The organism is Nocardioides sediminis (genome assembly GCF_003047295.1).
GTDB lineage: Bacteria > Actinomycetota > Actinomycetes > Propionibacteriales > Nocardioidaceae > Nocardioides > Nocardioides sediminis.
In genome coordinates, this window is the sequence record NZ_PZYZ01000005.1 from 1 (window position 1) to 20,777 (window position 20,777).

Below are 20,777 nucleotides of genomic sequence, written 5' to 3' on the forward strand. Positions count from 1 at the left end.
GCGTGTGCGATCGGCGCACCACTACACACCAGGTTGAAGAACTCCTCCTCGGTCTCAAACGAGATCCACTTCGGCATCCGCAACGCTCCTCAAAAATCAGCGTTGCTTCGACCGATCGACTACGCCCGGCCAGCAAGCGCCAGAATCACCGCTGAAGCGGTGACTCCCGCGCGGCCGGCAACGGCTGACGGGCCTCAGGCGTCCGGGTGCTCGGGGTCGGTCCCGGCCTCGAGCCACCCGCGGAACGCCTCGAGGTTGCGGGTCGACTCGCCGCGCGAGAGCCGCCACTCCCACTCCTTGCGGATCGAGCTGGCGAAGCCGAGCTCGAGGAGGGCGTTGAACGACTCGTCGGCGTTGGTCAGCACCGACCCGAGGATCCGGTCGAGCTCGTCGCCGTCGACCGCGGAGAGCGGGAGCCGGGCGTCGAGGTAGATGTCACCGGAGTGGTCGACGGCGAACGCCACGGCGTACATCCGCAGGTTGCGCTCGAGCAGCCAGCGGTAGACGCGGGCGTGGTTCTCGTCGGGGTTGCGGCACACGAAGGCGTGCACGCCGAGCGCGTGCTCGCCGACGTCGAGGCGGACGGGGGTCTGCAGCTTCTTCTCCCCCGGCAGGGTCAGCGAGAAGACTCCGGGCCGGTCCTCGACGAAGTCGATCCCGTTGGACCCGAGGTAGTCACGGACGGTGTCGGCCGTGTTGGCAGGGGCACTCCCGGGACGACTCACACCGACATCTCATCACGCATCAGCGTGCGCGCCTCGCGGTACGACGCCAGCGTGCGCTCCGCGGTGCGCTCCCAGGAGAACTCGCGGGCCTGCTCGACCGCCCCGCGTCCGAGGCGCGCGGCGAGCTCGGGGTCGTCGATGAGCCGGCGCAGCGCGGCCGCCCAGTCGCGCGGGTCGTGGCCGTCCACGAGCAGGCCGCTGCGACCGTCGGCGACGACGGTCGTCAGGCCGCCGACGGCGGCCGCCACCACGGGGGTGCCGGTCGCCTGGGCCTCGGCGGCGACGAGCCCGAAGGACTCGTTGTAGGACGGCACTGCGACGGCCGTCGACGCGGCGCACCAGCGGGCCAGCTCGTCCTGGGCCACCGGGGGGACGAAGCGGACCACGCCGTCCAGGTCGAGCTCGTGGGCGAGCTGGGCGAGCGACTCGGGGTGCTCGAGCCCGCTTCCCGAGGGGCCGCCGACGACGGGGACGACCAGCCGCGAGCGCAGCGAGGGGTCCTCGTCCAGCAGCACCGAGACGGCGCGCAGCAGCACGTCGGGCGCCTTGAGGGGCTGGATGCGGCCGGCGAACATCAGCACGGCGGCGTCCTCCGGGAGGTCGAGCGAACGGCGGGCCTCGAGGGTGTCCCGAGGCCGGAAGACGTCGAGGTCCACGCCGGGGTGGATCACCTCGACGCGCGTGGGGTCGGCGTCGTAGAGGTTGACCAGCTGCTTGGCCTCGATGTCGGTGTTGGCGACCAGCAGGTCGGCCGCCTGCACGACCTGCTCCTCGCCGATGAGCCGGGCGGCCGGCTCGGGGGTGTCCCCCTCGGCGAGCGCGTCGTTCTTGACCTTGGCCATGGTGTGCATCGAGTGCACCAGCGGCACCTGCCACCGGTCGCGGGCGAGCGCCCCGACCTGGCCCGAGAGCCAGTAGTGGGAGTGCACGACGTCGTAGTGGCCGAGCGGGTGGGCCGCCTCCGTGCGCAGCACCTCGCGGGCGAACGTGCACAGCTGGCCGGGCAGCTCGCCCTTGGTGAGGCCCTCGAAGGGCCCCGCGGCGACGTGGCGGACCAGCACGGCACCGTCGGTGCCGGGCACCTCGACCACGGGCGGCAGGGAGGAGGAGGTCGCCCGGGTGAAGACGTCGACCGCGATGCCCTGCTGCGCCAGCCGGCGGGAGAGCTCGATGACGTAGACGTTCATGCCCCCCGCGTCACCCGTGCCGGGCTGGTCCAGCGGGGAGGTGTGCAGGCTGATCATGGCGACCCGGTCCACGCAGGCGTCCTCTCGTCAGGGCGCCCCAGGAGAACGACGGAGGGGACGCCATCCGAGCACAACAAGCTCAGGGCGTCAGGGATTCCCGGCGCGGGTGCCGTGCCCGGTCCTCGCGCTGCCTCCAGGCCTGTCCGGTGCGTCGTACGACGCTCGCGGCCAGCACGCCGACCGCCAGCGACAGCAGCGTGGCGAGCAGGGGCCACTCGACCTCGAACCGGGGGTAGACGCGCCAGTGCAGGAGGTAGATCCACAGCGACGAGGCGGCGAGCGCGCCGACGACGGGCGCGACGACGGCCGGCAGGCGCACCTGCGGGACCCAGGCCAGGGCGAGCAGCCCCAGGGCGACGTACAGGTGCCGGTCGAGCCCGCCCACGGAGAAGAAGCCGGGCACCAGCGCCACGGCCAGCGCGGAGACGATCAGCCGCTGACCGGTCGTCCGGGCCTGCGACATCGCCCAGCCCAGGGTCAGCAGCCACAGCACGCCGTGGGCGCGGTGCACGTGGTCGCCCGGCATGCCGACGAGGTCGTAGCGGGTGGGCAGCAGGACCAGGGTGAGCACGACGGGGGTGCCGAACGGGTGTCGCCGGGTGGCCCGGTCGACGAACGGCAGCGCCAGCAGCCCCGCCAGTACCAGCACCGCCAGCGTCAGCGCCTCGATGAACCAGTAGCTCCACCGGGGTTCCGACCAGCTCCACTCGGTGAAGGCGGTCAGCAGCAGGGCCTGCTTCCAGGTGATGTCCCGGGAGAACGCCGCGACGGTCCCGATGACCAGCACCGAGGGGACCACGACGCGCGCCACCCCGCGCAGGATCGCGCGGGTCCGCTCCCGCCGGGAGCGGTCGCCGAGCTGGAAGCGGCCGAGGTTGAAGCCGACGATCGCCAGCAGGACGTGGGCGCCGCCGAGGAGGGTGAACAGGTTGGCGTGGGACCCGACGATGGTCACGATCGCCAGCGCCCGCAGCACCACGTTGGTCTCGACCAGCACGCCGCGACGGCGCCGGGACGGTACGGCGTCGGCGAGCGCGGTCGCAGGCATCGCGGGCCAGCCCTGCGGCAGGTGGCCGAGCAGCGCCTCGAGCCGCAGGGACACCTCCACGTAGGACAGGGAGTCCCCGCCCAGGGTCACGAAGGAGTCGGTGGGCCGGGCGTCGGGGCGACCCAGCAGGCTGCCGAGCAGGGCCGCCACGCAGTCCGCCGACACCGCGTCGGGCGTGGCGGGCGCCGGGGTCGGGGCGTCCGCGTCGCGGACGAGCGCCACCAGCGCGCGGTGGTCGACCTTGCCGTTGGCCAGCCGGGGCAGGTCGGGCAGCACCACGACCTCCGCACCGGTCGGCGCGATCCCGGCGGCCTCCGCGGCAGCGTTGCGCACGACGACCTCGTCGACCGGGCGGGCGCCGTCCACGACGCCGACCACGATCCGGTCCCCCGCGTCGGCGACGGCCGCGACCGTGCCGGAGAGGGCCAGCGAGCGCTCGACGCGGTCGAGGTCGATGCGCAGGCCGCAGACCTTGGCGGTGCGGCTGATGCGGCCGACGACCTCCCACAGCCCGTCGGACCGCTGCCGTCCGAGGTCGCCGGTGCGCAGGACCTCCACGGTCCGGCCGGCGGCGAGCTCCGCCGGCGACTCGGCGTACCCCATCATCACGTTGGGTCCGGAGAAGACCAGCTCGCCGACGCCCGGCTCGGCGTGGTCGACCGGCGCGAGCTCGAACGACGTGCCGGGCAGTGGCCGGCCGATCGACCCCGGCGCGACCGGGGCCAGGTCGGGCGGCAGGACGCTCATCCGGGCGGTGGCCTCGGTGGCGCCGTACATCACGAAGAGGTCGAACCCGCGACGCTGGCCGAGCTCGGCGAAGGCCCGGACGCGGGTGGGGTCCATCCGGCCGCCGGCCTGGGTGAGCGCCCGCACGGACGGCACGTCGCGGTCGGCGAAGCCGGCGCGCTCGAGCAGCTCGAAGGTGTGCGGCACCCCGGGGATGGTGGTCACGCCGTGCTCGCGGACCAGGTCCCAGAAGCACTCGTCGACCACGGACAGCTCGGTGAGCAGCACCCCCGCGCCACGCAGCAGGTGGCTGTGGAGCACCGACAGGCCGTAGCAGTAGTGCAGTGGCAGGGTGGTGGCCGCGAGGTCGGTGTCGCGGATGCCCAGGGTCTCGGCGATCCCCGCGGCGTTGGCGAGCACGCCGTCACGGGCGAGGCGCACGAGCTTGGGCGAGCCCGTGGACCCGCTGGTCGACAGCAGCAGTGCGAGGTCGGGGTGCAGGTCGTGCCGGGACCCTTCCGAGCGCGGCTCGGGACCGTCTCGGCCGACGACGACGTCGGGGGCGTAGGCCTCGGCCAGCCCCGGTGCGGCCGCCGGGGAGCTGACCAGGACGGCCTGGTCGGCGGCCAGCGCGGCGACGTACTCCACGACGGAGTCGACGTCGTTGCCCGGCGTGACCAGCACCAGCCGCCGGGCCCCCGCGAACGCCGCCGCTGCCCGCTCGACGCGGCGGGCCAGGTCGGCGTACGTGACGGTCTCCTCGGCGGTGACCAGGGCCCGGCGCTCGCCGAACGAGGCGAGGTGGGCGATCAGGGGCGCCAGGGTCGGGCGCACCTCCGGAGCGGTGGTCACCCCACGAAGATAGAAGGTAAGCCTTACCTACGCCAGTTGGTGTGGGTCACGCCTCACGGGTGCCCTGGTGGAAACGCTGCTGCCAGCCCCGCGGGGTCCGCACCCACAGCGAGCTGCGCAGCACGCTGCCGTCGTCGGTGATGCTGCGCCACAGCAGCAGGATCGAGTCCGGGGAGAGCCGCTCGGCCGACACGACGTCGAGGCTGGTCTCCGTGCCGATCGGCCCCATCTCGGCGAGGAACTCCTCCCGCGTCCACAGTCGTCCGGACTGGCCGATCTCCTCCCAGTCGGGGTGGAGCGCGGCGGCCATCGCGCCGCGGTCGGAGCGCACCTCGTCGGTCAGCAGGGAGCGCTCGAGGGCGATCACCTGCTCCTCGTCGGAGAGCGCGGGCCCGTGGCTCGCCTCGTCGAGGTCGCTGAAGAGGTCGGGCTCCTCCTCGACCACCGTGGGGCCGGACTGCGGGACGCTGCGGTCCGAGGCGCCGGCGAAGCCAGGGCCCGGGTCGGGCACGTCCCCGGCCTGGTACGCCGCCGCGGCGGCGTTGGCGCGCCGGTCGGCGGCCTCGTTGAGGACGTGTCCGGAGTGGCCCTTGACCCACTCGAACTTCACCCGGCGGCCCTGCATCGCGGCGTCGAGGGCCTGGATGAGCTCGAGGTTCATGACGGGCTTGCCGTCGCCCTTCTTCCAGCCCTTGCGCTTCCAGCCCGCCATCCACTTGGTGATGGTGTTGATGACGTAGGTGCTGTCGCAGTAGACGTGCAGCTCGTCGTCCACGTGCGCGGTCTGCTGGAGCAGGTCCAGGACCGCCATCAGCTCGCCCATGTTGTTGGTGCCCCGGGCCCAGCCGCCGGAGGCCCAGCAGCCGTCGTCGACGTACCAGGCCCACCCTGCCGGGCCGGGGTTGCCGAGGGCCGAACCGTCTGCTGCCGCGATGATCACGGCGCTCATCCTGCATCATGGCGCCATGACCGAGACCCCCCGCTCGACCGACCAGCCGTCGCGCACCGCCGTCGTCACCGGAGCGTCCAGCGGCATCGGCGCCGCCACCGCGCGGGCCCTGGCCGCCGCCGGCTTCCACGTCGTGTGCGCCGCCCGTCGTACCGACCGCATCGAGGCCCTCGCCGCCGAGATCGGCGGCCGCGCCGTGGCCTGCGACGTCACCGACGACGCCTCGGTGGCCGCGCTGGCCGAGGCCGTCGGGGACGAGCTGCACGTGCTGGTCAACAACGCGGGCGGTGCCTTCGGCTCCGACCCGGTCGAGTCCGCCGACGTCGAGCAGTGGCGGGCGATGTACGACGTCAACGTGCTCGGCCTGATGCGAGTCACCCAGGCGCTGCTCCCCGCCCTGCGCGCCAGCGGCGACGGGATCGTCATCAACGTCGGCTCCACGGCGGGCCGGGTGACCTACGAGAAGGGGGGCGGCTACACCGCCGCCAAGCACGCCACCCGGGCGGTGACCCAGACGCTGCGCCTCGAGCTCGTCGGCGAGCCCATCCGCATCAGCGAGGTCGCGCCGGGCATGGTGCACACCGAGGAGTTCTCGCTGGTCCGCTTCGGCGGCGACCAGGCCGCGGCCGACGCGGTGTACGCCGGCGTGCCCGACCCGCTGGTCGCCGAGGACGTCGCCGACGCGATCGCCTGGGTCGCGACCCGGCCCGCCCACGTCAACATCGACGAGCTCGTCATCAAGCCACGCGCGCAGGCCGCCCAGCACAAGGTCCACCGGGTCCGCTGACCTCGGACGACGCGCCCGGTCCACGGGTCCGTCGGCCCCGGCGGCGGTCCGCCCGGCGTGCCAGACTGCACCCGTGCAGACCATCGGACTCATCGGCGGCATGAGCTGGGAATCCAGCCTGGTGTACTACCGCGACCTCAACCTGGGGGTGCAGCAGCGCCTCGGCGGGCTCTCCTCCCCCAAGCTGGTGCTCAGCACCGTCGACTTCGCCGAGGTGACCCACCTCGAGGACGACGAGAAGTGGGACCAGATCGGCACCCTGCTCGCCGACGCCGCCGTCGGCGTCGAGCGGGCCGGCGCCGACTTCCTGATGTTGTGCACCACGACGTTCCACAAGGTCGCCGACCAGGTGGCCGCCGCGGTCGACATCCCGCTGCTGCACCTGGCCGACGTCGTGTCCGACGCCTGCACGGCGGCCGGCATGGACAAGGTCGCCTTCATCGGCACCACGGTGGCGATGAACGACCCGTTCTTCATCGGCCGGATCGCCGAGGGCGGCCCCGAGGTCATCGTCCCGGACGCCCAGCACCACGAGTGGCTCAACAGCGCGATCTACGGCGAGCTCGTCCACGGCCGCATCGTCGACCGCACCCGGCGCCGCGTGGTCGCGCTGATCGACGAGCTGTGGGACGCCGGCGCGGGCGGGGTGCTGCTCGGCTGCACCGAGCTCGAGCTGCTCATCAAGCAGGCCGACACCGAGCTGCCGGTCTTCCCCTGCACGACGCTGCACGTGCAGGCCGCGCTGGACCGCGCGCTGGCCTGACCTCCCCCCTTCCTGACACTTTGCGACCGCCGACCGGGCGCTTCCTGGCACTCGCGACCGCCGACCGGGCGGTTTCGTGCCATTGAAGGTGCAGGAAGCCACCCGGGCGTTGAGTGTGGTTTCGGTGTCAGCCTGTGGCACCAAAACCACACAGTCCGTGCGGCGCGTCCGAGATGGCGGCCTGACAGGTCCAGCGGGCGGACCAGAGGGGCCGCCATCTTGTGTTTGCGTCGACTGGGGGCCGACGCGTCGTGCCGTCGGCGGCCAGGAGGGCCCTGGTCAGCGGCACGGAAGCGCCCGGTCGGCGCCATCCAGCGGCACGGAAGTGCCCGGTCGGCGCTATCCAGCGGCACGAAAGCGCCCGGTCAGCGCTCCTCGAGCACCAGCCGCGCCAGCTCGGCGAGGTCCGAGGGCAGCGGCTCGCACACCTCGGCGGACGACCCGTCGATCTCGAACCGGTAGGTGAACATGTCCGGCATCGGCGTGCGCGGCGCGACGCGGCGCAGGTCCACCCGACCGACGAGGTCGGCGACGGCGGCCGCCCGAGGGTCGTCGCCCGTCAGGTCGACCGCGCCCTCTGAGGTGCGTCCGGCGAAACCGCCCGTCCGGCGCACCCGCACCACGTGCCCCGCGGCCACGGGAGGCTCGGCCGCGGGAGACTCGGTGAGCGCCGGCTCGACCGACGGTGCCGCAGGAACGGCCGCACCGACGGACACCCCCACCTGGCCCCACGCCTCTCGCACGGCCACGGCGTGCTCCCCCGCAGCCGCGACGGTGGCCGCGGCGAAGTCCGCGAAGTCGGCGGTGGCGGCGACCTGCCCGCCGGTCAGCGCGGCGTACCAGATGCGCCCGGCACCCTCGAGCGAGCTGCCGCCGATCGCCACGGCGGCGAGGTGGAAGGCGCGGTTGGGGATGCCGGAGTTGATGTGCACGCCGCCGTTGTCCTCGCTCGTCTCGACGTAGCGATCCATGTGGTCCGGCTGCGGGTCCCGCCCCAGCCGGGGGTCGTCGTACGCCGTCCCCGGCGCGGCCATGTCGCGGAGTGCCCGCGCGCGCACCGCCGGGGTGAAGAGCTCCTCGCCGATCAGCCAGCTCCCGGTCGCGGCGTCCTGGCCCAGCAGGCGCTGCTTGAGGCAGATCGCGAAGACGTCGGAGACCGACTCGTTGAGGGCGCCTGGCTGGCCGCGGTAGACCAGCGCGGCGGTGTGCTCGGTGACCGCGTGGGCGAACTCGTGGGCCAGCACGTCGACCGGCCGGGTGAACCGCTCGAAGACCTCCCGGTCACCGTCGCCGAAGACCAGCTGGGTGCCGTCCCAGAAGGCGTTGTCGTAGTCGCGGCCGTAGTGGACGGTGATGCTCACCATGGCGCCCGCGTCATCGTACGACGTGCGGCCGAGGCCCTGCTCGAACATCTCCAGGGTGGCGGTGATGCCCGCCGCGGCCTCGTCGACGGCGGCGTCGCCGGACTCGGGCGTGCCCGGCGTCCGCACCGGCTCGCCCGGCAGCACCTCCCGGTTGCCCGCGGTGTGCACCGTCCAGGCCGGCTCGCCCGGTGCCGCCCCGGCCTCCGGGCGCGCGGTCCGCACGGCGGCCGCCTGCTCACGGCGGGCCCGGAAGGCGGCGTCGGCCACCAGCGCGTCGGAGGCCCCCAGCCGCTCGAGCACGTAGGGCGGGACGAAGGTGCAGGTGGTCTCCCGAGAAGAGGTCATGGGACAGGCCTACCCCACGGGACCGACACCCGGAAGGGTCTCGGCTCACGGCGTCGCCGAATCGGGCGCACGGCCCGGCGCCACTAGACTCGACGGCGGCCCGCCTCCGGGTCACGGGCGCTGCAGACCTCGCGCTCCGACAAACCCCAGCGAAAGCGACGTCGTACTTCCATGCCCCAGAAGCGTTCCGACCTCCGCAACGTGGCGATCGTCGCCCACGTCGACCACGGCAAGACCACGCTCGTCGACGCCATGCTCCGCCAGGGCGGCGCCTTCACCGAGCACCAGGCCGAGGGCGTGGCCGACCGGGTCATGGACTCCGGCGACCTCGAGCGCGAGAAGGGCATCACGATCCTCGCGAAGAACACCGCGATCCACTACGCCGGTGCCGCCGCCGAGGGCAAGCCGATGACGATCAACATCATCGACACCCCCGGCCACGCCGACTTCGGCGGCGAGGTCGAGCGCGGCCTGTCCATGGTCGACGGCATCGTGCTGCTCGTCGACGCCTCCGAGGGCCCGCTCCCCCAGACCCGCTTCGTGCTCCGCAAGGCGCTCAACGCCGACATGCCGGTGATCCTGGTCGTCAACAAGACCGACCGTGGCGACGCCCGCATCGCCGAGGTCGTCGACGAGACCTACGAGCTCTTCATGGACCTGCTCGACGACTCGCACAGCCAGGACGCGCTCGACTTCCCGGTCGTCTACGCCAGCGGCAAGGCCGGCATCGCCGCGCTCACCGCTCCCGAGAACGGCACGCTGCCCGAGGGCTCCGACCTCGAGCCGCTGTTCAAGACGATCCTCGAGACCATCCCCGCCCCGGAGTACGACGAGGGCGCGCCGCTCCAGGCCCACGTCACCAACCTCGACTCCTCGCCGTTCCTCGGTCGCCTCGCCCTCCTGCGCATCCACCAGGGCACCCTCAAGAAGGGCCAGACCGTGGCCTGGATGCAGCGCGACGGCGCCGTCAAGAACGTCCGGATCACCGAGCTGCTCATCACCGAGGGACTCGAGCGCAAGCCCGGCGAGTCCGCCGGCCCCGGCGACATCGTGGCCATCGCGGGCATCCCGGAGATCACCATCGGCGAGACGCTGGCCGACCCCGACAACCCGATCGCGCTCCCGCTCATCCACGTCGACGAGCCCGCGATCTCGATGACCATCGGCACCAACACCTCGCCGCTCGTCGGCCGGGTCAAGGGCGCCAAGGTCACCGCGCGCCTCGTCAAGGACCGCCTCGACGCCGAGCTCATCGGCAACGTGTCGCTGCGCGTGCTCCCCACCGAGCGCCCCGACGCGTGGGAGGTCCAGGGCCGCGGCGAGCTGGCGCTGGCCATCCTCGTCGAGCAGATGCGCCGCGAGGGCTTCGAGCTCACCGTCGGCAAGCCGCAGGTCGTCACGCGCGAGATCGACGGCAAGGTCCACGAGCCCTTCGAGCGCCTCACCATCGACGCGCCCGAGGAGTACCTCGGCACCATCACCGAGCTGCTCGCCACCCGCAAGGGCCGCATGGAGCAGATGACCAACCACGGCACCGGCTGGGTCCGCATGGAGTTCATCGTCCCGGCCCGCGGCCTCATCGGCTTCCGCACCGAGTTCCTCACCGACACCCGAGGCACGGGTATCGCCCACCACATCTCCGAGGGCTACGAGCCGTGGGCAGGCGAGATCCGCTCGCGCAACAACGGCTCGCTGGTCGCCGACCGCAAGGGTGCCGCGACGGCGTACGCCATGACGTCGCTGCAGGAGCGCGGCGTGCTGTTCGTCGAGCCGACCACCGAGGTCTACGAGGGCATGATCGTCGGCGAGAACTCCCGCGCCGACGACATGGACGTCAACATCACCAAGGAGAAGCAGCAGACCAACATCCGGTCCGCCACCTCCGACAACTTCGAGAAGCTGATCCCGCCGAAGAAGCTCTCGCTCGAGCAGTGCCTGGAGTTCTGCCGCGAGGACGAGTGCGTCGAGGTCACGCCCGAGATGGTGCGCATCCGCAAGGTCATCCTCGACCAGAACGAGCGCGCCAAGATCGCCTCGCGGGCCCGCAAGGCCAGCAAGTAGTCCGTCGCGGGCGAGGGAGGCTGACGCGGTGAGCGACGCTCCCGAGGGCTCGCGACCCGACCGGGCGTCCGGCGACCTCGCCGGACGCCTGGCCGCGTGGCTGGAGGACCTCGGCCTCGCCGACCAGCTCGGAGCCGCCGGCCTGCCGACGTTCGAGCGCGACGCCGACGGCGCCGTCCTCTGGCACGACCCCGCGACGGGCGAGCCGCTCGCCGCCGAGCGGCTCGAGGAGCTCGACCGCCTCCTGCGCTCCGAGGGCGAGGACCCCGCCCACGCCGTGCCGATCGCCCTGGTGCGGCTGCGCCGCGAGACCCGCGTGCGGGCGGCGCTGCTGGACGGCGGGTGGCTGGACTACGCGGGGGTCGGCCGCCTGCGCGGGACCTCGGAGAACGCCGCCCGGTTCGCGCTGCACAAGGCCGCCGAGCGGCGCAGCGTCCTGCTGGTCCAGCACGAGGGCCGCACCCTCGTCCCGGCCTTCCAGCTCGACGAGGACGGACAGGTGCGGACCGAGCTGCTGGGCGTCCTCGAGCCGCTGCTGGCGTCGGGCGAGGACCCGTGGCGTACGTGGGCCTGGCTCACCACGCCCGCCGCGCTGCTCGGCGGCGCCGTGCCGCACGAGGCCGCGCGCGACCCCGAGGAGCTGCCGCTCGTGCAGCACGCGGCGGTCCGGCTCGCGGAGCGGGCGCGGCCACCGGCCGGCTGACCGACCACGCCGCCTCCTCCGTCACGGCAGGGGCAGCCAGGCGTCGTCCGGCGCGAAGTCCCACGTGGTGCCACGCCCGGTGGTGTCCGACGCCCACGCTTAGAACGATGCCCACGGGCCGAGCGGCTCGCACGGCCCTCTGCCGCTCTGGAACAAGAAGAGCACCGTGGGCTCGTCGAAGACCCATGGCGCCGCGCGCTCAAGGGGATGCAGGAAGTCAGCCGGCAACCCGTACGGCGGGTGGTCCCGCACCTCGGTGGCCCCGGTGCCGACGTCGGTCACCCACACGCGATGGTCCCCGCGGGCCGGCGCTTCGTCGTCGAGGCCGATCATGCAGTCCGCCTCCAGGTCGCCGTCACCGTCGAGGGCGAGTCCGTAGGCGACCGAGCCGCGCGACGGGTCGGAGGCCGAGGCCCGGGGAGGTGCCGCACCGAGCTCGAGGGTCCATCTCCAGTTGTCCTTCCACTGCGGGTCCCGGGTGGCCGTCACCACCTCGATGTCCACCCAGGCGGCGTCCGCATCGAGGCCGTCCTCCAGCGTGGCCGAGATGGCGTTGCCGATCTCCTGGCTCTCCACAGCCACCATGTGCCGGGTCCGCGGTCGCGGCGGGTCGGTCCACCGCCACCCCGGTACGGCGGCGGCAGCCTCGACCGACGTCGAGGTCGCCGCGGTTCCAGGCACTCGCTGAGCGCTGCGCGGGGGCTCCGTCCCGACCACGGCCCACGCCACGACAGCGACGACCACCGGCACCACCGCGACGACGACCACCGCCACCTCTCGCGCGCGCCAGAGGCCTCCTGCCCTCCCGGCACCGTGGGACTGCTCCGGCCCGGCCATGCGCGCACCTCCTCACGCGGTTCGCCGCCATGACGACTCCCGAGCACCCCGGGGGGTTCCGCACCCGCGTCAGGTGGCTCCGCGCCGTCCGCCCCAGGCGTCCATGCGACGGATGTTGGTCCACCCGGTGTAGCCGCGCTCCTCGAGCAGGTCGAGGAGCCGGCGCGCACAGGGCACGGAGCTGAGGAAGACCGCGTCGAGCAGCCTCGCGAGGTCGTCCGGCAGCGCTTCCTGGTCCCACGCCTCGTCGGGCACCGTCTTGAACTGGCCCACCAGGCGGTCGGCGACTCCGCCCAGGCGCGGATCGTCGGCGGGCCACTCGGTGATCTCCATGAGGTCGCGGTAGAGGTCCCGGACGCCCGGGTCGTCGAGCTGCTGGCCCTTCATCTCCATGTAGAACGGCATCCGGTCCGGCAGCTGGGCGGCGACGAGGATCCACGCGTCGCGCTCGGCCTCGACCATCGGCTCGGGGACACCGACGACGCGGAGCCGGTCGAGGTAGGCGACCGCCTCCGGCGGCAAGGCGAGGCTGTCGCCGCTCGCCAGCCGCGCGATGCGCTCCCGGTGGGCCTGCCGTTCGCGGATCTCCGCCCGCAGGCGTCGGTCGACCTGCTCGACCGCCGCCGCGAACTCCTCCGGCCCCGCGTCCAGCAGCTCCCGCACCCGCGACAGGGGGACTCCGGCGTCGGCCAGGGTGCGGATCCGGACCAGCTCGACCACCGCCGCCGCGTCGTACCGGCGGTAGCCGGACCGGTCGCGCTCGGGCTCGGGCAGCAACCCGGTCGCGTGGTAGTGCCGGACCGCGCGCACCGTGACCCCGGCGTACGACGCGAGCTGGCTGATGGTCAGCATGGTCACAGTCTGGCGCCGCCTCAGGCGATCTTGCGGCGGTAGGTCCGCATGGCCAGCGCGTAGGCCACCACCGTCAGCCCCGCGCACCAGCCCACGGCCAGCCAGCCGTCGGACCCGACCGGCTGCTCGGCGAACAGGTTGCGCAGGGTGTCCACGACGGAGGTGACCGGCTGGTTCTCCGCGAACCAGCGCACCGGGCCGGGCATGCCCTCGGTGGGCACGAAGGCGGAGCTGATGAACGGCAGGAAGATCAGCGGGTAGGAGAAGCCGCTCACGCCGTCCACGGTCCTCGCGGTCAGCCCGGGGATGACCGCCAGCCAGGTCAGCGCGAGGGTGAAGAGCACCAGGATCCCGAGCACGGCGAGCCAGGACAGCACACCCGCACCCGTGCGGAACCCCATCGCGACTGCAACGAGCACGACGAGCGCGACGGACACGAGGTTGGCCACCACCGACGTGAGCACGTGTGCCCACAGCACCGCCGAGCGTGAGATCGGCATCGAGGCGAAGCGCTCGAAGAGGCCTCCAGACACGTCGGTGAAGAGCCGGAAGGCCGTGTAGGCGATGCCGGAGGCGATGGTGACGAGCAGGATCCCGGGCAGCAGGTAGTCGACGTAGTCGCCGTCCCCGACCTCGATCGCGCTCCCGAACACGTAGACGAACAGCAGCATCATCGCGATCGGGGTGACTGCCGTGGTGATGATGGTGTCGGGGCTGCGCAGGACGTGGCGCAGGGACCGGCCGAGCAGGACGCGGGTGTCGCCGGCCAGGTGTCCAGTGGTGTGGCTGCTGTTCTGGCTGGTCATGCCGGCTCTCCCATCTCGGTGGGGCGGTCGTGGCCGACGATCGCGAGGAAGACCTCCTCGAGCGTCGGTTGCTTCTCTACGTACTCGACCGTGGCGGGAGGGAGGAGCCGCTTGAGCTCGGCGAGAGAGCCGTCGGCGATGGTCCGGCCCTCGTGGAGCACAGCGATCCGGTCGGCGAGCTGCTCGGCCTCGTCGAGGTACTGGGTGGTGAGCAGGACGGTGGTGCCGCCGTCGGCGAGCTCCCGGACGGTGCGCCAGACCTCGAGCCGCGACTGCGGGTCCAGCCCGGTGGTCGGCTCGTCGAGGAAGAGCACCGGCGGGTCGCCGATCAGGCTCATCGCGATGTCGAGGCGTCGTCGCATGCCTCCGGAGTACGTCGCTACGCGGCGGCCGCCGGCCTCGACGAGGTCGAAGCGCGCGAGCAGCCGGTCCGCGATCCCGCCGGCGTCGGCCTGCCGTCGCAATCGGGCCACGAGCACCAGGTTCTCCCGGCCGGTGAGGATCTCGTCGACCGCGGCGAACTGCCCGGTCAGGCTGATCGACTCGCGCACGTGCGCGGGCTGGGTGGCGACGTCGTACCCGTTGACACGAGCGGTGCCGCCGTCGGCGGCAAGCAGCGTGGACAGGATCCGCACGGCCGTGGTCTTGCCGGCTCCGTTGGAGCCGAGCAGGGCGTGGACGGTGCCGGCGGGGACGGCGAGGTCCACTCCCCGCAGCACCGGATGGTCGTCGTAGGACTTGCTGAGTCCTGCGATCTCGATGGCGGTTCTCGTGGTCATGCGAGCAGCCTGCGACCCTGACCCTGCGTCAAGGTCAAGCCCCGGTCGGGGTCAGGGCTCGGTGACCACCGCGACGCCCTCGATCCGGACCGGCTTGCGCTTGCCGACCACGATCCGCAGCTTGCCCGTGCGCGGCTTGTCGAAGGAGACGGTGCGCAACCGGTTGACCCGGTTCTTGCCCTTGAGGCTGATGGTCTTGACCCGCTTCCTGCCGACGAGGACCTTGACGGTGCCGGCGTTGCGACGGGTGCTGACGACCAGCGTCACCTCGGTGGCCTCGCGGATCCGGGTGATGAGCTGGGCACCCCGGTCGCGGGACGTCAGGAAGTCGCCGCCGTAGGCCCGCGACTTCCGGACCCGCTTCCAGCTGCCCTTGCGGACGAGGGCGCCGTCGTCGCGCGGCACCGTGAAGGTGCGCGTCGCCGGCGTGGCGTCCGCGATGCCGGCAGCGTTGACGGCCGCCACGCTGAAGACGTGCGTACCGGCCTTGAATCGGCGCTCCAGGCCCGCCGGTCCGCACGGGACGGCGTCACCGTCGACCCGGCAGACGAAGGTCGCCGGCGAGGCGGTGGAGGCGTAGCCGAACGACTGCCGCCGGTCCAGGACCACGGAGTCGTCGTCCGGCCCGGCGGTGATGGTGGTGTCGGGCGCCGGGCTGGCCACGAGCCGGAAGGAGGCGTCGTTGACGTCGAAGAAGTAGTTGCCCACCGCCTCGACCTTGATGCGCACGTCGCCGGCGGCGACGTTGGGCATGGTCAGCGTCTCGGAGCCGTCGTTGGGGGTGCTGCCGGCCAGGACCGTCCCGAAGGTGGCCCCGCCGTCGGTCGACAGCGAGATCCGCACCGTGGGCGCCAGGCCTTGGGTGTTGTTGACCGCCCAGGTGACCGGCACGGCCGTGCCCCCCTGCACCGTGCTGCCGGGCGTCGCCTGCGAGGTCACCCGGAACGGACCGGCCGACGGGTCGACGGTGAGCGTGACGTCGTCGACGGCGAGCCCGCCACCGTTCGTCGAGAGGTCGCGGGCGGTGAGCCGGAAGTCCATCTGCCGGTCGTCCGCGCCGAGGCTGCCGAGGTAGTCGGTGTCGGGGAGGAACTCGGAGTAGCAGTCCAGCAACGGGTCGGGCAGCTGCTGGTTGAGCGGCGTCGTCGGCGCCGGGCAGTCGCCGGTCGCAGCGTTGGTGTTGCCGGCCAGCACCTGCGCCATGTCCGGGAAGACCCGCGTCGGGCTGCCGTCGGCGAGGTTGAGCCCCGGGGAGGGACTGGTCAGCGTGCCCTCGTCGGTGACGACGGCATCGTTGCCGAAGACGCGGAACAGGGGGCCGTGGACCTTGGTGTTGTCGGCCAGCTGGGTGCCCTCGCCGAAGTTGGTCTGCTCCCACAGGTAGACCAGCGCCTCGCCGTCGGCGTCCGAGCCGGAGCCGGTCAGGGCGAACGGCGTACGGATCGGCAGCGTCCTGTCGGCCGGCGCCTGGACCGTCGGGTTGGTGTTGCCGCTCTCGAGGGGGAAGCCCTGGGCCTGCGACGGGCCGCCCTTGGCGGTCTCGCCGACGAAGCCCTCGACGTCGCCGGACGTCCCGGTCACCGTGAGGCTCTCGACGTCCTCGCCCTCGGCCTCGATGCTCGGCTCGTCGTTGAAGATCACCTGGAAGCCGGTCGCGTCGGGCTCGACGGGCGGCACGTAGTCGACCGTGTAGGAGTTGTACTGGTCGTAGCCCCACTGGGCGATCGACACCGGCTGGTCGGTGATCGCCTCGAGCGCCGCCTCGATGCCGGCCGCCGTGTAGTTGGTGCCGAACACGATCGGGTCGGTGGTCTCGCCGCCGAGCGAGAGGGTGAACGAGTCGCCCGCGTCGCCGAAGCCGCGCAGCGACACCGTCTGCACCTCGACGTTGCCGTACGGCGCCTGGTCCATCGTCGCGTGCGCCTCGTCCACGGTGAGGAACGAGAAGTAGGGATCGGTGTGGGGCTGGAGGTCGTCCTGCCCGCAGATGCCGGCGTAGGCCATCACCGAGGAGCCCGAGCCCGGCTCGACGGAGGCGTCGGAGATGTTGCCCCCGCAGGCGCCGAGGGCGCCGTTGAACGTGTGGTTGCCGCCGAACTGGTGGCCGATCTCGTGGGCGACGTAGTCGATGGCGAAGAAGTCGCCCTTGGGCTCGGGCAGGCCGGTGCAGCCGCCGCCCTTGTAGTCGCCGCCGATGACGCCGAGGTAGGCGATGCCGCCGCCGTTGACGCCGAGGGCGATGTGGCCCACGTCGTAGTTGGACGCGCCGACCAGCTGGCCGAGCACCGTCCGGTTCCGGCCCAGGGTGGACACGTCGCAGTAGCTGATGTCCCCGTAGGAGTCGTCGCTGTCGTCGTCGGGCGTCCCGTTGTCGTCGAACGGCTCGAAGCACGGCGCGCTGCCGCACGGGCCGTCGGCGCCGGTGGCCTTGGCGAAGGTGTCGAGGTTGAGGCGGTCGGTCTCGTTGACCAGCCGGAGCTCGACGCCGAGGTCGTCGTTGTAGATCTCGTTGACCCGGTTGATGAGCGTGACCTTCTCGGCCAGCACGTTGTCGGTGCCGAAGTACGCCGCGTACGTCGGGTCGGAGGTCAGCGCCAGCCGGAAGTAGCGGCGCTGCACCGGCTGGCCGGCCCCGGCGCGCGCGGCCTCGGCCCGGTCGGCCTGCTGGGCGGCGGTCACGGTGTCGCGCAGCGCGGTGATCTCGCCCTCGGCGCGGCGCTTGTCCGGCCGGGGCAGGTCGCGGCCGAAGTAGCTCAGGTGCGCGGTGGTGCCCCGGCGGTTGTAGGCCGGGTCGACGTACCAGTCGGCACCCGCGCCGGGCGCCCGCACGAAGGCGTGGAAGCCCATCGGCGTGATGTCCAGGGAGATGGAGGACAGCGGGTCGTCGACCCCGCGACCGGCGTACGTCGCGATCTCGGGGTGCGCGGCGGCGAGCCCGGGCTCCATGACCTGCGTACGACGCACGCGGAAGGCCTGCAGGTCGCCGTCCGGGTCGGGGACCGAGACGACCGTCGTGCCGCCGCCCGCCGGGAGCTCGGCCCGCAGAGCGGCGAGGTCGACGCGGGACGCGGCGTACTCCCTCGGTTCGACCCGGATCTTGGCGCCGGTCGGCTCGAAGCCGCGCAGCGTGGTGAAGGTCCCGTCGTCGGGGGCAGCCGTGGCGGGGGCGGTCGTCACCGCCGGCAGCACCCCCGCTCCCAGGACCAGCATGACCAGGACAGACAGATGGCGTGCTCCCCGTGTGCGCAACGCTCCCCCTCGAGTGGCGTGGACCTCGCACTCTAGGCACGGGTCGACTGCCGGCACCAGAGTCCCGGGGGCTCCGGTCCTCAGGCGATCGCGCTGACCCGACCGAGCTGGAAACGCTCGTTGGCGTGCACCGCGACCCCCATGAACGCGATCCCGACCACGACCGCGCCGATGCTGCCCAGCACGGGCACGGCGCCCGTGAACGGCAGCATCGCCACGTGCAGCCCGAGCAGCGCCGGGACCCACCGCGGGACGCTGCGCGCGCGGAGCAGACCCACGGCCAGCAGTGCCTCGCCGGCGTAGAAGCTGCCGACCAGGAGGAGCGAGAAGCCCAGCACCCCGCGGTCGTCGCCGATCCCGGCCACCTCGTCCGCGCCGATGACCCCCTCGACGACGAGCGCCTGGAAGAACACGAGGAGGGCGGCGTACGCGGCGATCGACATGGTGGCCAGGCCGAGCGCCGCCGTGCCGAGGTAGCCGAAGCGCCGGCCGCGCAGCGGCATCACGAACAGGAACGTCGGGAGCCCCATCCCCAGGCCGACGGAGCAGAAGAGGAAGGCCGCCGCCGCCAGCAGCCAGCGACCCTCCTCGAGCTGGGCGCTCTGCAGCAGGGCGGCGTCGTCGGAGGACATCGGGAGGCCGAGGGTGCCGACCACGAGGGCGACCGCGCCGCTCGCCAGAGCCGCCGCCGAGTACGGCAGCCAGTGGTCACCCATGGTGCGCAAGGTAGGGGTCGGCGGGGTCGCGGCGTGGGGGGTGACGCCCAAATGGCCCGGAGGGACTACGGCCCCTAGGGTGATCGGCATCGTGACCACCGTCACGGCTCGCACCTGACCGCTCGCACGACCACCCACGTCGTCGACCACACCCCGGAGGACCACCGCATGACCGCCAGCCGCGTGCTGCCCACGGAGGAGGCACGGGACCTCCTCGCCCTCACTCGCGAGATCGCGACCCGCGAGCTGGCGCCGCGCTCCGCCGAGGCGGAGGCCACCGAGACCTTCCCCCGCGACGTCTTCGCGATGCTGGGGCAGGCCGGGCTGCTGGGCCTCCCCTACCCCGAGGAGGAGGGCGGTGGCGGGCAGCCCTACGAGGTCTACCTGCAGGTGCTGGAGGAGATCGCCGCGGTGTGGTCCTCGGTCGGAGTCGGTGTGTCGGTGCACGCCCTCTCCTGCTTCGGGCTGCACGCCTTCGGCACCGAGGAGCAGAAGGCGCAGTGGCTGCCCGACATGCTCGGCGGCGACCTGCTCGGGGCCTACTGCCTCTCAGAGGCGCACGCGGGCTCCGACCCGGCGGCGATGCGTACGACGGCGCGCCGCGACGGCGACGAGTACGTCCTCAACGGCGCCAAGGCCTGGACCACGCACGGCGGCCACGCCGACTTCTACAAGGTGATGGCCCGCACCTCCGACGACCGCAACGGGATCTCCTGCTTCCTGGTCCCTGCCGACTCGGCAGGACTCGTCGCCGACCCGCCCGAGCGCAAGATGGGGCTCACCGGCTCGGCGACGGCGACGATGCGCTTCGACGACGTCCGGGTGCCGGTCGAGCGCCGGCTCGGCGAGGAGGGCGAGGGCCTGAGGATCGCGCTGGCCGGGCTGGACTCCGGTCGCCTCGGCATCGCCGCCGTGGCCACCGGCCTCGCCCAGGGCGCCCTCGACGCCGCCGTGGCCTACGCCCGGGAGCGCGAGACCTTCGGCAAGCCGATCATCGAGCACCAGGGGCTGGCCTTCGTGCTGGCCGACATGGAGGCGGCGATCCAGTCGGCCCGCGCCACCACGCTGCACGCCGCCCGCCTCCGCGACGCCGGCCGGCCGTTCTCCCGGGAGGCGTCGATCGCCAAGATGGTCGCCACCGACAACGCCATGAAGGTCACCACCGACGCCGTCCAGGTGCTCGGCGGCTACGGCTACACCCGCGACTTCCCGGTCGAGCGCTACATGCGCGAGGCCAAGGTGATGCAGATCTTCGAGGGCACCAACCAGATCCAGCGGATGGTGATCTCGCGGTCGCTGGCCAAGGACAACGACGGCACGATCCGCTGACCCGTCGCCGAACGTCGTACGCCGCTCAGACCCGGTAGCGGTCGACGCGCTCGTCCCGCCGGCCACCGGAGAGCCACCAGGCCGCCAGCACCCCGCCGACGGCACCGAAGAGGTGGCCCTGCCACGAGACGCCGGGCTGGCCGGGGAGCACGCCCCACAGGGCCCCGCCGTACATCATCAGCACGACGAACCCGACGGCGATCTGCCCGGGCCGCCGGGTGACGAAGCCGCGCACGATGAGATAGGTCAGCCACCCGAAGACCAGGCCGGACGCGCCGATGTGCACGGTGCCGATGCCGCCGAAGAGCCACGTGCCGACGCCGGCAACGACCCACACGAGCGTGGTGACGGCGACCCAGCGGGCGACGCCGGAGAGCAGGATCAGGAAGCCGAGCACCAGCAGCGGGACGCTGTTGGCGACGAGGTGCCCGAACCCGCCGTGCAGCAGCGGCGCGAACGCGATGCCGCTCAGCCCGTCGGGGTTGCCGGGCCGGATCCCCTCGGCGTCGAGGCGGTTGCCCAGCAGGGTGTCGACGATCTCCGCGACCCACAGCACCGCCACGAACCCCGCGCTCCAGACCCCGGCCTGCGCCCAGGAGGGGCCGGTGCGGGTGAGGGCGGACTGCGTCATGCCATCGA

Annotated in this window: 17 protein-coding genes; 5 read left to right on the plus strand and 12 right to left on the minus strand. The window is 72.8% G+C overall.

The features are described 5' to 3' along the window. Window positions 1-194: 194 nt before the first annotated feature. The 4 genes from DAI17_RS12365 to DAI17_RS12380 form a co-directional block, all read right to left on the minus strand. Window positions 195-725 carry a type III secretion system chaperone family protein gene (locus DAI17_RS12365; RefSeq protein WP_107773385.1) on the minus strand — a complete coding sequence of 177 codons (531 nt, stop codon included), beginning with the start codon at window positions 723-725 and terminating at the stop codon, window positions 195-197. After that, window positions 722-1,984 carry a D-inositol-3-phosphate glycosyltransferase gene (mshA, locus tag DAI17_RS12370; protein WP_407669733.1) on the minus strand — a complete coding sequence of 421 codons (1,263 nt, stop codon included), beginning with the start codon at window positions 1,982-1,984 and terminating at the stop codon, window positions 722-724. Before mshA ends, DAI17_RS12365 begins: the two co-directional genes overlap by 4 nt. A gap of 67 nt (window positions 1,985-2,051) precedes the next feature. Further along, on the minus strand, window positions 2,052-4,598 hold the full coding sequence (locus DAI17_RS12375) for an AMP-binding protein (RefSeq protein ID WP_107773387.1): 2,547 nt from the start codon (window positions 4,596-4,598) through the stop codon (window positions 2,052-2,054). A 46-nt stretch (window positions 4,599-4,644) separates the two neighbouring features. Continuing rightward, on the minus strand, window positions 4,645-5,538 hold the full coding sequence (locus DAI17_RS12380; RefSeq protein WP_199905124.1) for a ribonuclease HI family protein: 894 nt from the start codon (window positions 5,536-5,538) through the stop codon (window positions 4,645-4,647). A 25-nt stretch (window positions 5,539-5,563) separates the two neighbouring features. On the opposite strand from DAI17_RS12380, the gene DAI17_RS12385 reads away from it, so the two are divergent. Then, on the plus strand, window positions 5,564-6,334 hold the full coding sequence (locus DAI17_RS12385; protein ID WP_107773391.1) for an SDR family NAD(P)-dependent oxidoreductase: 771 nt from the start codon (window positions 5,564-5,566) through the stop codon (window positions 6,332-6,334). 73 nt (window positions 6,335-6,407) lie between these two features. Next, window positions 6,408-7,097 (plus strand): aspartate/glutamate racemase family protein, encoded by a 690-nt coding sequence (locus DAI17_RS12390; protein WP_107773393.1) that lies wholly within the window; start codon window positions 6,408-6,410, stop codon window positions 7,095-7,097. 365 nt (window positions 7,098-7,462) lie between these two features. Here the strand turns inward: DAI17_RS12390 and DAI17_RS12395 are convergent, their stop codons facing one another. After that, window positions 7,463-8,806, minus strand: coding sequence for a protealysin inhibitor emfourin (locus tag DAI17_RS12395; protein WP_107773395.1), 1,344 nt, complete (start codon window positions 8,804-8,806; stop codon window positions 7,463-7,465). A gap of 171 nt (window positions 8,807-8,977) precedes the next feature. Here DAI17_RS12395 and typA point away from each other — a divergent pair, with 171 nt between their 5' ends. Together typA and DAI17_RS12405 are read left to right on the plus strand one after the other, a co-directional pair. Beyond that, entirely contained in the window at window positions 8,978-10,867 is a 1,890-nt protein-coding gene (gene typA, locus DAI17_RS12400; RefSeq protein ID WP_107773397.1) for a translational GTPase TypA, read from the plus strand. A gap of 28 nt (window positions 10,868-10,895) precedes the next feature. Then, window positions 10,896-11,570: a hypothetical protein gene (locus DAI17_RS12405; protein WP_107773399.1), complete on the plus strand. Its 675-nt coding sequence runs from the start codon at window positions 10,896-10,898 to the stop codon at window positions 11,568-11,570. Between the two features lie 99 nt (window positions 11,571-11,669). Here the strand turns inward: DAI17_RS12405 and DAI17_RS12410 are convergent, their stop codons facing one another. From DAI17_RS12410 to DAI17_RS12435, 6 genes are all read right to left on the minus strand, one after another. After that, complete coding sequence (locus tag DAI17_RS12410; RefSeq protein ID WP_159081511.1) at window positions 11,670-12,407, minus strand: hypothetical protein; 738 nt, start codon at window positions 12,405-12,407, stop codon at window positions 11,670-11,672. Between the two features lie 69 nt (window positions 12,408-12,476). Continuing rightward, window positions 12,477-13,259, minus strand: a complete 783-nt coding sequence (locus DAI17_RS12415; RefSeq protein ID WP_107773803.1) for a MerR family transcriptional regulator — start codon at window positions 13,257-13,259, stop codon at window positions 12,477-12,479. A 20-nt stretch (window positions 13,260-13,279) separates the two neighbouring features. After that, window positions 13,280-14,065 carry an ABC transporter permease gene (locus tag DAI17_RS12420; protein ID WP_107773403.1) on the minus strand — a complete coding sequence of 262 codons (786 nt, stop codon included), beginning with the start codon at window positions 14,063-14,065 and terminating at the stop codon, window positions 13,280-13,282. Continuing rightward, window positions 14,062-14,844, minus strand: a complete 783-nt coding sequence (locus tag DAI17_RS12425) for an ABC transporter ATP-binding protein (protein ID WP_107773405.1) — start codon at window positions 14,842-14,844, stop codon at window positions 14,062-14,064. The genes DAI17_RS12420 and DAI17_RS12425 overlap by 4 nt, the downstream gene beginning before the upstream one ends. Before the next feature lie 51 nt (window positions 14,845-14,895). Then, complete coding sequence (locus DAI17_RS12430) at window positions 14,896-18,054, minus strand: reprolysin-like metallopeptidase (protein WP_107773407.1); 3,159 nt, start codon at window positions 18,052-18,054, stop codon at window positions 14,896-14,898. A gap of 119 nt (window positions 18,055-18,173) precedes the next feature. Further along, window positions 18,174-18,809 carry a hypothetical protein gene (locus tag DAI17_RS12435; RefSeq protein WP_107773409.1) on the minus strand — a complete coding sequence of 212 codons (636 nt, stop codon included), beginning with the start codon at window positions 18,807-18,809 and terminating at the stop codon, window positions 18,174-18,176. A 168-nt stretch (window positions 18,810-18,977) separates the two neighbouring features. On the opposite strand from DAI17_RS12435, the gene DAI17_RS12440 reads away from it, so the two are divergent. Then, on the plus strand, window positions 18,978-20,138 hold the full coding sequence (locus DAI17_RS12440) for an acyl-CoA dehydrogenase family protein (protein ID WP_107773411.1): 1,161 nt from the start codon (window positions 18,978-18,980) through the stop codon (window positions 20,136-20,138). A gap of 25 nt (window positions 20,139-20,163) precedes the next feature. On the opposite strand, the gene DAI17_RS12445 is transcribed toward DAI17_RS12440, so the two are convergent. Next, window positions 20,164-20,769: a rhomboid family intramembrane serine protease gene (locus DAI17_RS12445; RefSeq protein ID WP_107773413.1), complete on the minus strand. Its 606-nt coding sequence runs from the start codon at window positions 20,767-20,769 to the stop codon at window positions 20,164-20,166. Window positions 20,770-20,777 lie beyond the last annotated feature (8 nt).

What these genes read in the sequence shown, in the direction of transcription:
- DAI17_RS12385 (WP_107773391.1), top strand. Translation starts at nt 5,564, where the DNA reads ATGACCGAGACCCCCCGCTCGACCGACCAGCCGTCGCGCACCGCCGTC.
- DAI17_RS12395 (WP_107773395.1), bottom strand. Translation starts at nt 8,806, where the DNA reads ATGACCTCTTCTCGGGAGACCACCTGCACCTTCGTCCCGCCCTACGTG.
- typA (WP_107773397.1), top strand. Translation starts at nt 8,978, where the DNA reads ATGCCCCAGAAGCGTTCCGACCTCCGCAACGTGGCGATCGTCGCCCAC.
- DAI17_RS12410 (WP_159081511.1), bottom strand. Translation starts at nt 12,407, where the DNA reads ATGGCCGGGCCGGAGCAGTCCCACGGTGCCGGGAGGGCAGGAGGCCTC.
- DAI17_RS12415 (WP_107773803.1), bottom strand. Translation starts at nt 13,259, where the DNA reads ATGCTGACCATCAGCCAGCTCGCGTCGTACGCCGGGGTCACGGTGCGC.
- DAI17_RS12420 (WP_107773403.1), bottom strand. Translation starts at nt 14,065, where the DNA reads ATGACCAGCCAGAACAGCAGCCACACCACTGGACACCTGGCCGGCGAC.
- DAI17_RS12425 (WP_107773405.1), bottom strand. Translation starts at nt 14,844, where the DNA reads ATGACCACGAGAACCGCCATCGAGATCGCAGGACTCAGCAAGTCCTAC.
- DAI17_RS12430 (WP_107773407.1), bottom strand. Translation starts at nt 18,054, where the DNA reads ATGCTGGTCCTGGGAGCGGGGGTGCTGCCGGCGGTGACGACCGCCCCC.
- DAI17_RS12435 (WP_107773409.1), bottom strand. Translation starts at nt 18,809, where the DNA reads ATGGGTGACCACTGGCTGCCGTACTCGGCGGCGGCTCTGGCGAGCGGC.
- DAI17_RS12440 (WP_107773411.1), top strand. Translation starts at nt 18,978, where the DNA reads ATGACCGCCAGCCGCGTGCTGCCCACGGAGGAGGCACGGGACCTCCTC.
- DAI17_RS12445 (WP_107773413.1), bottom strand. Translation starts at nt 20,769, where the DNA reads ATGACGCAGTCCGCCCTCACCCGCACCGGCCCCTCCTGGGCGCAGGCC.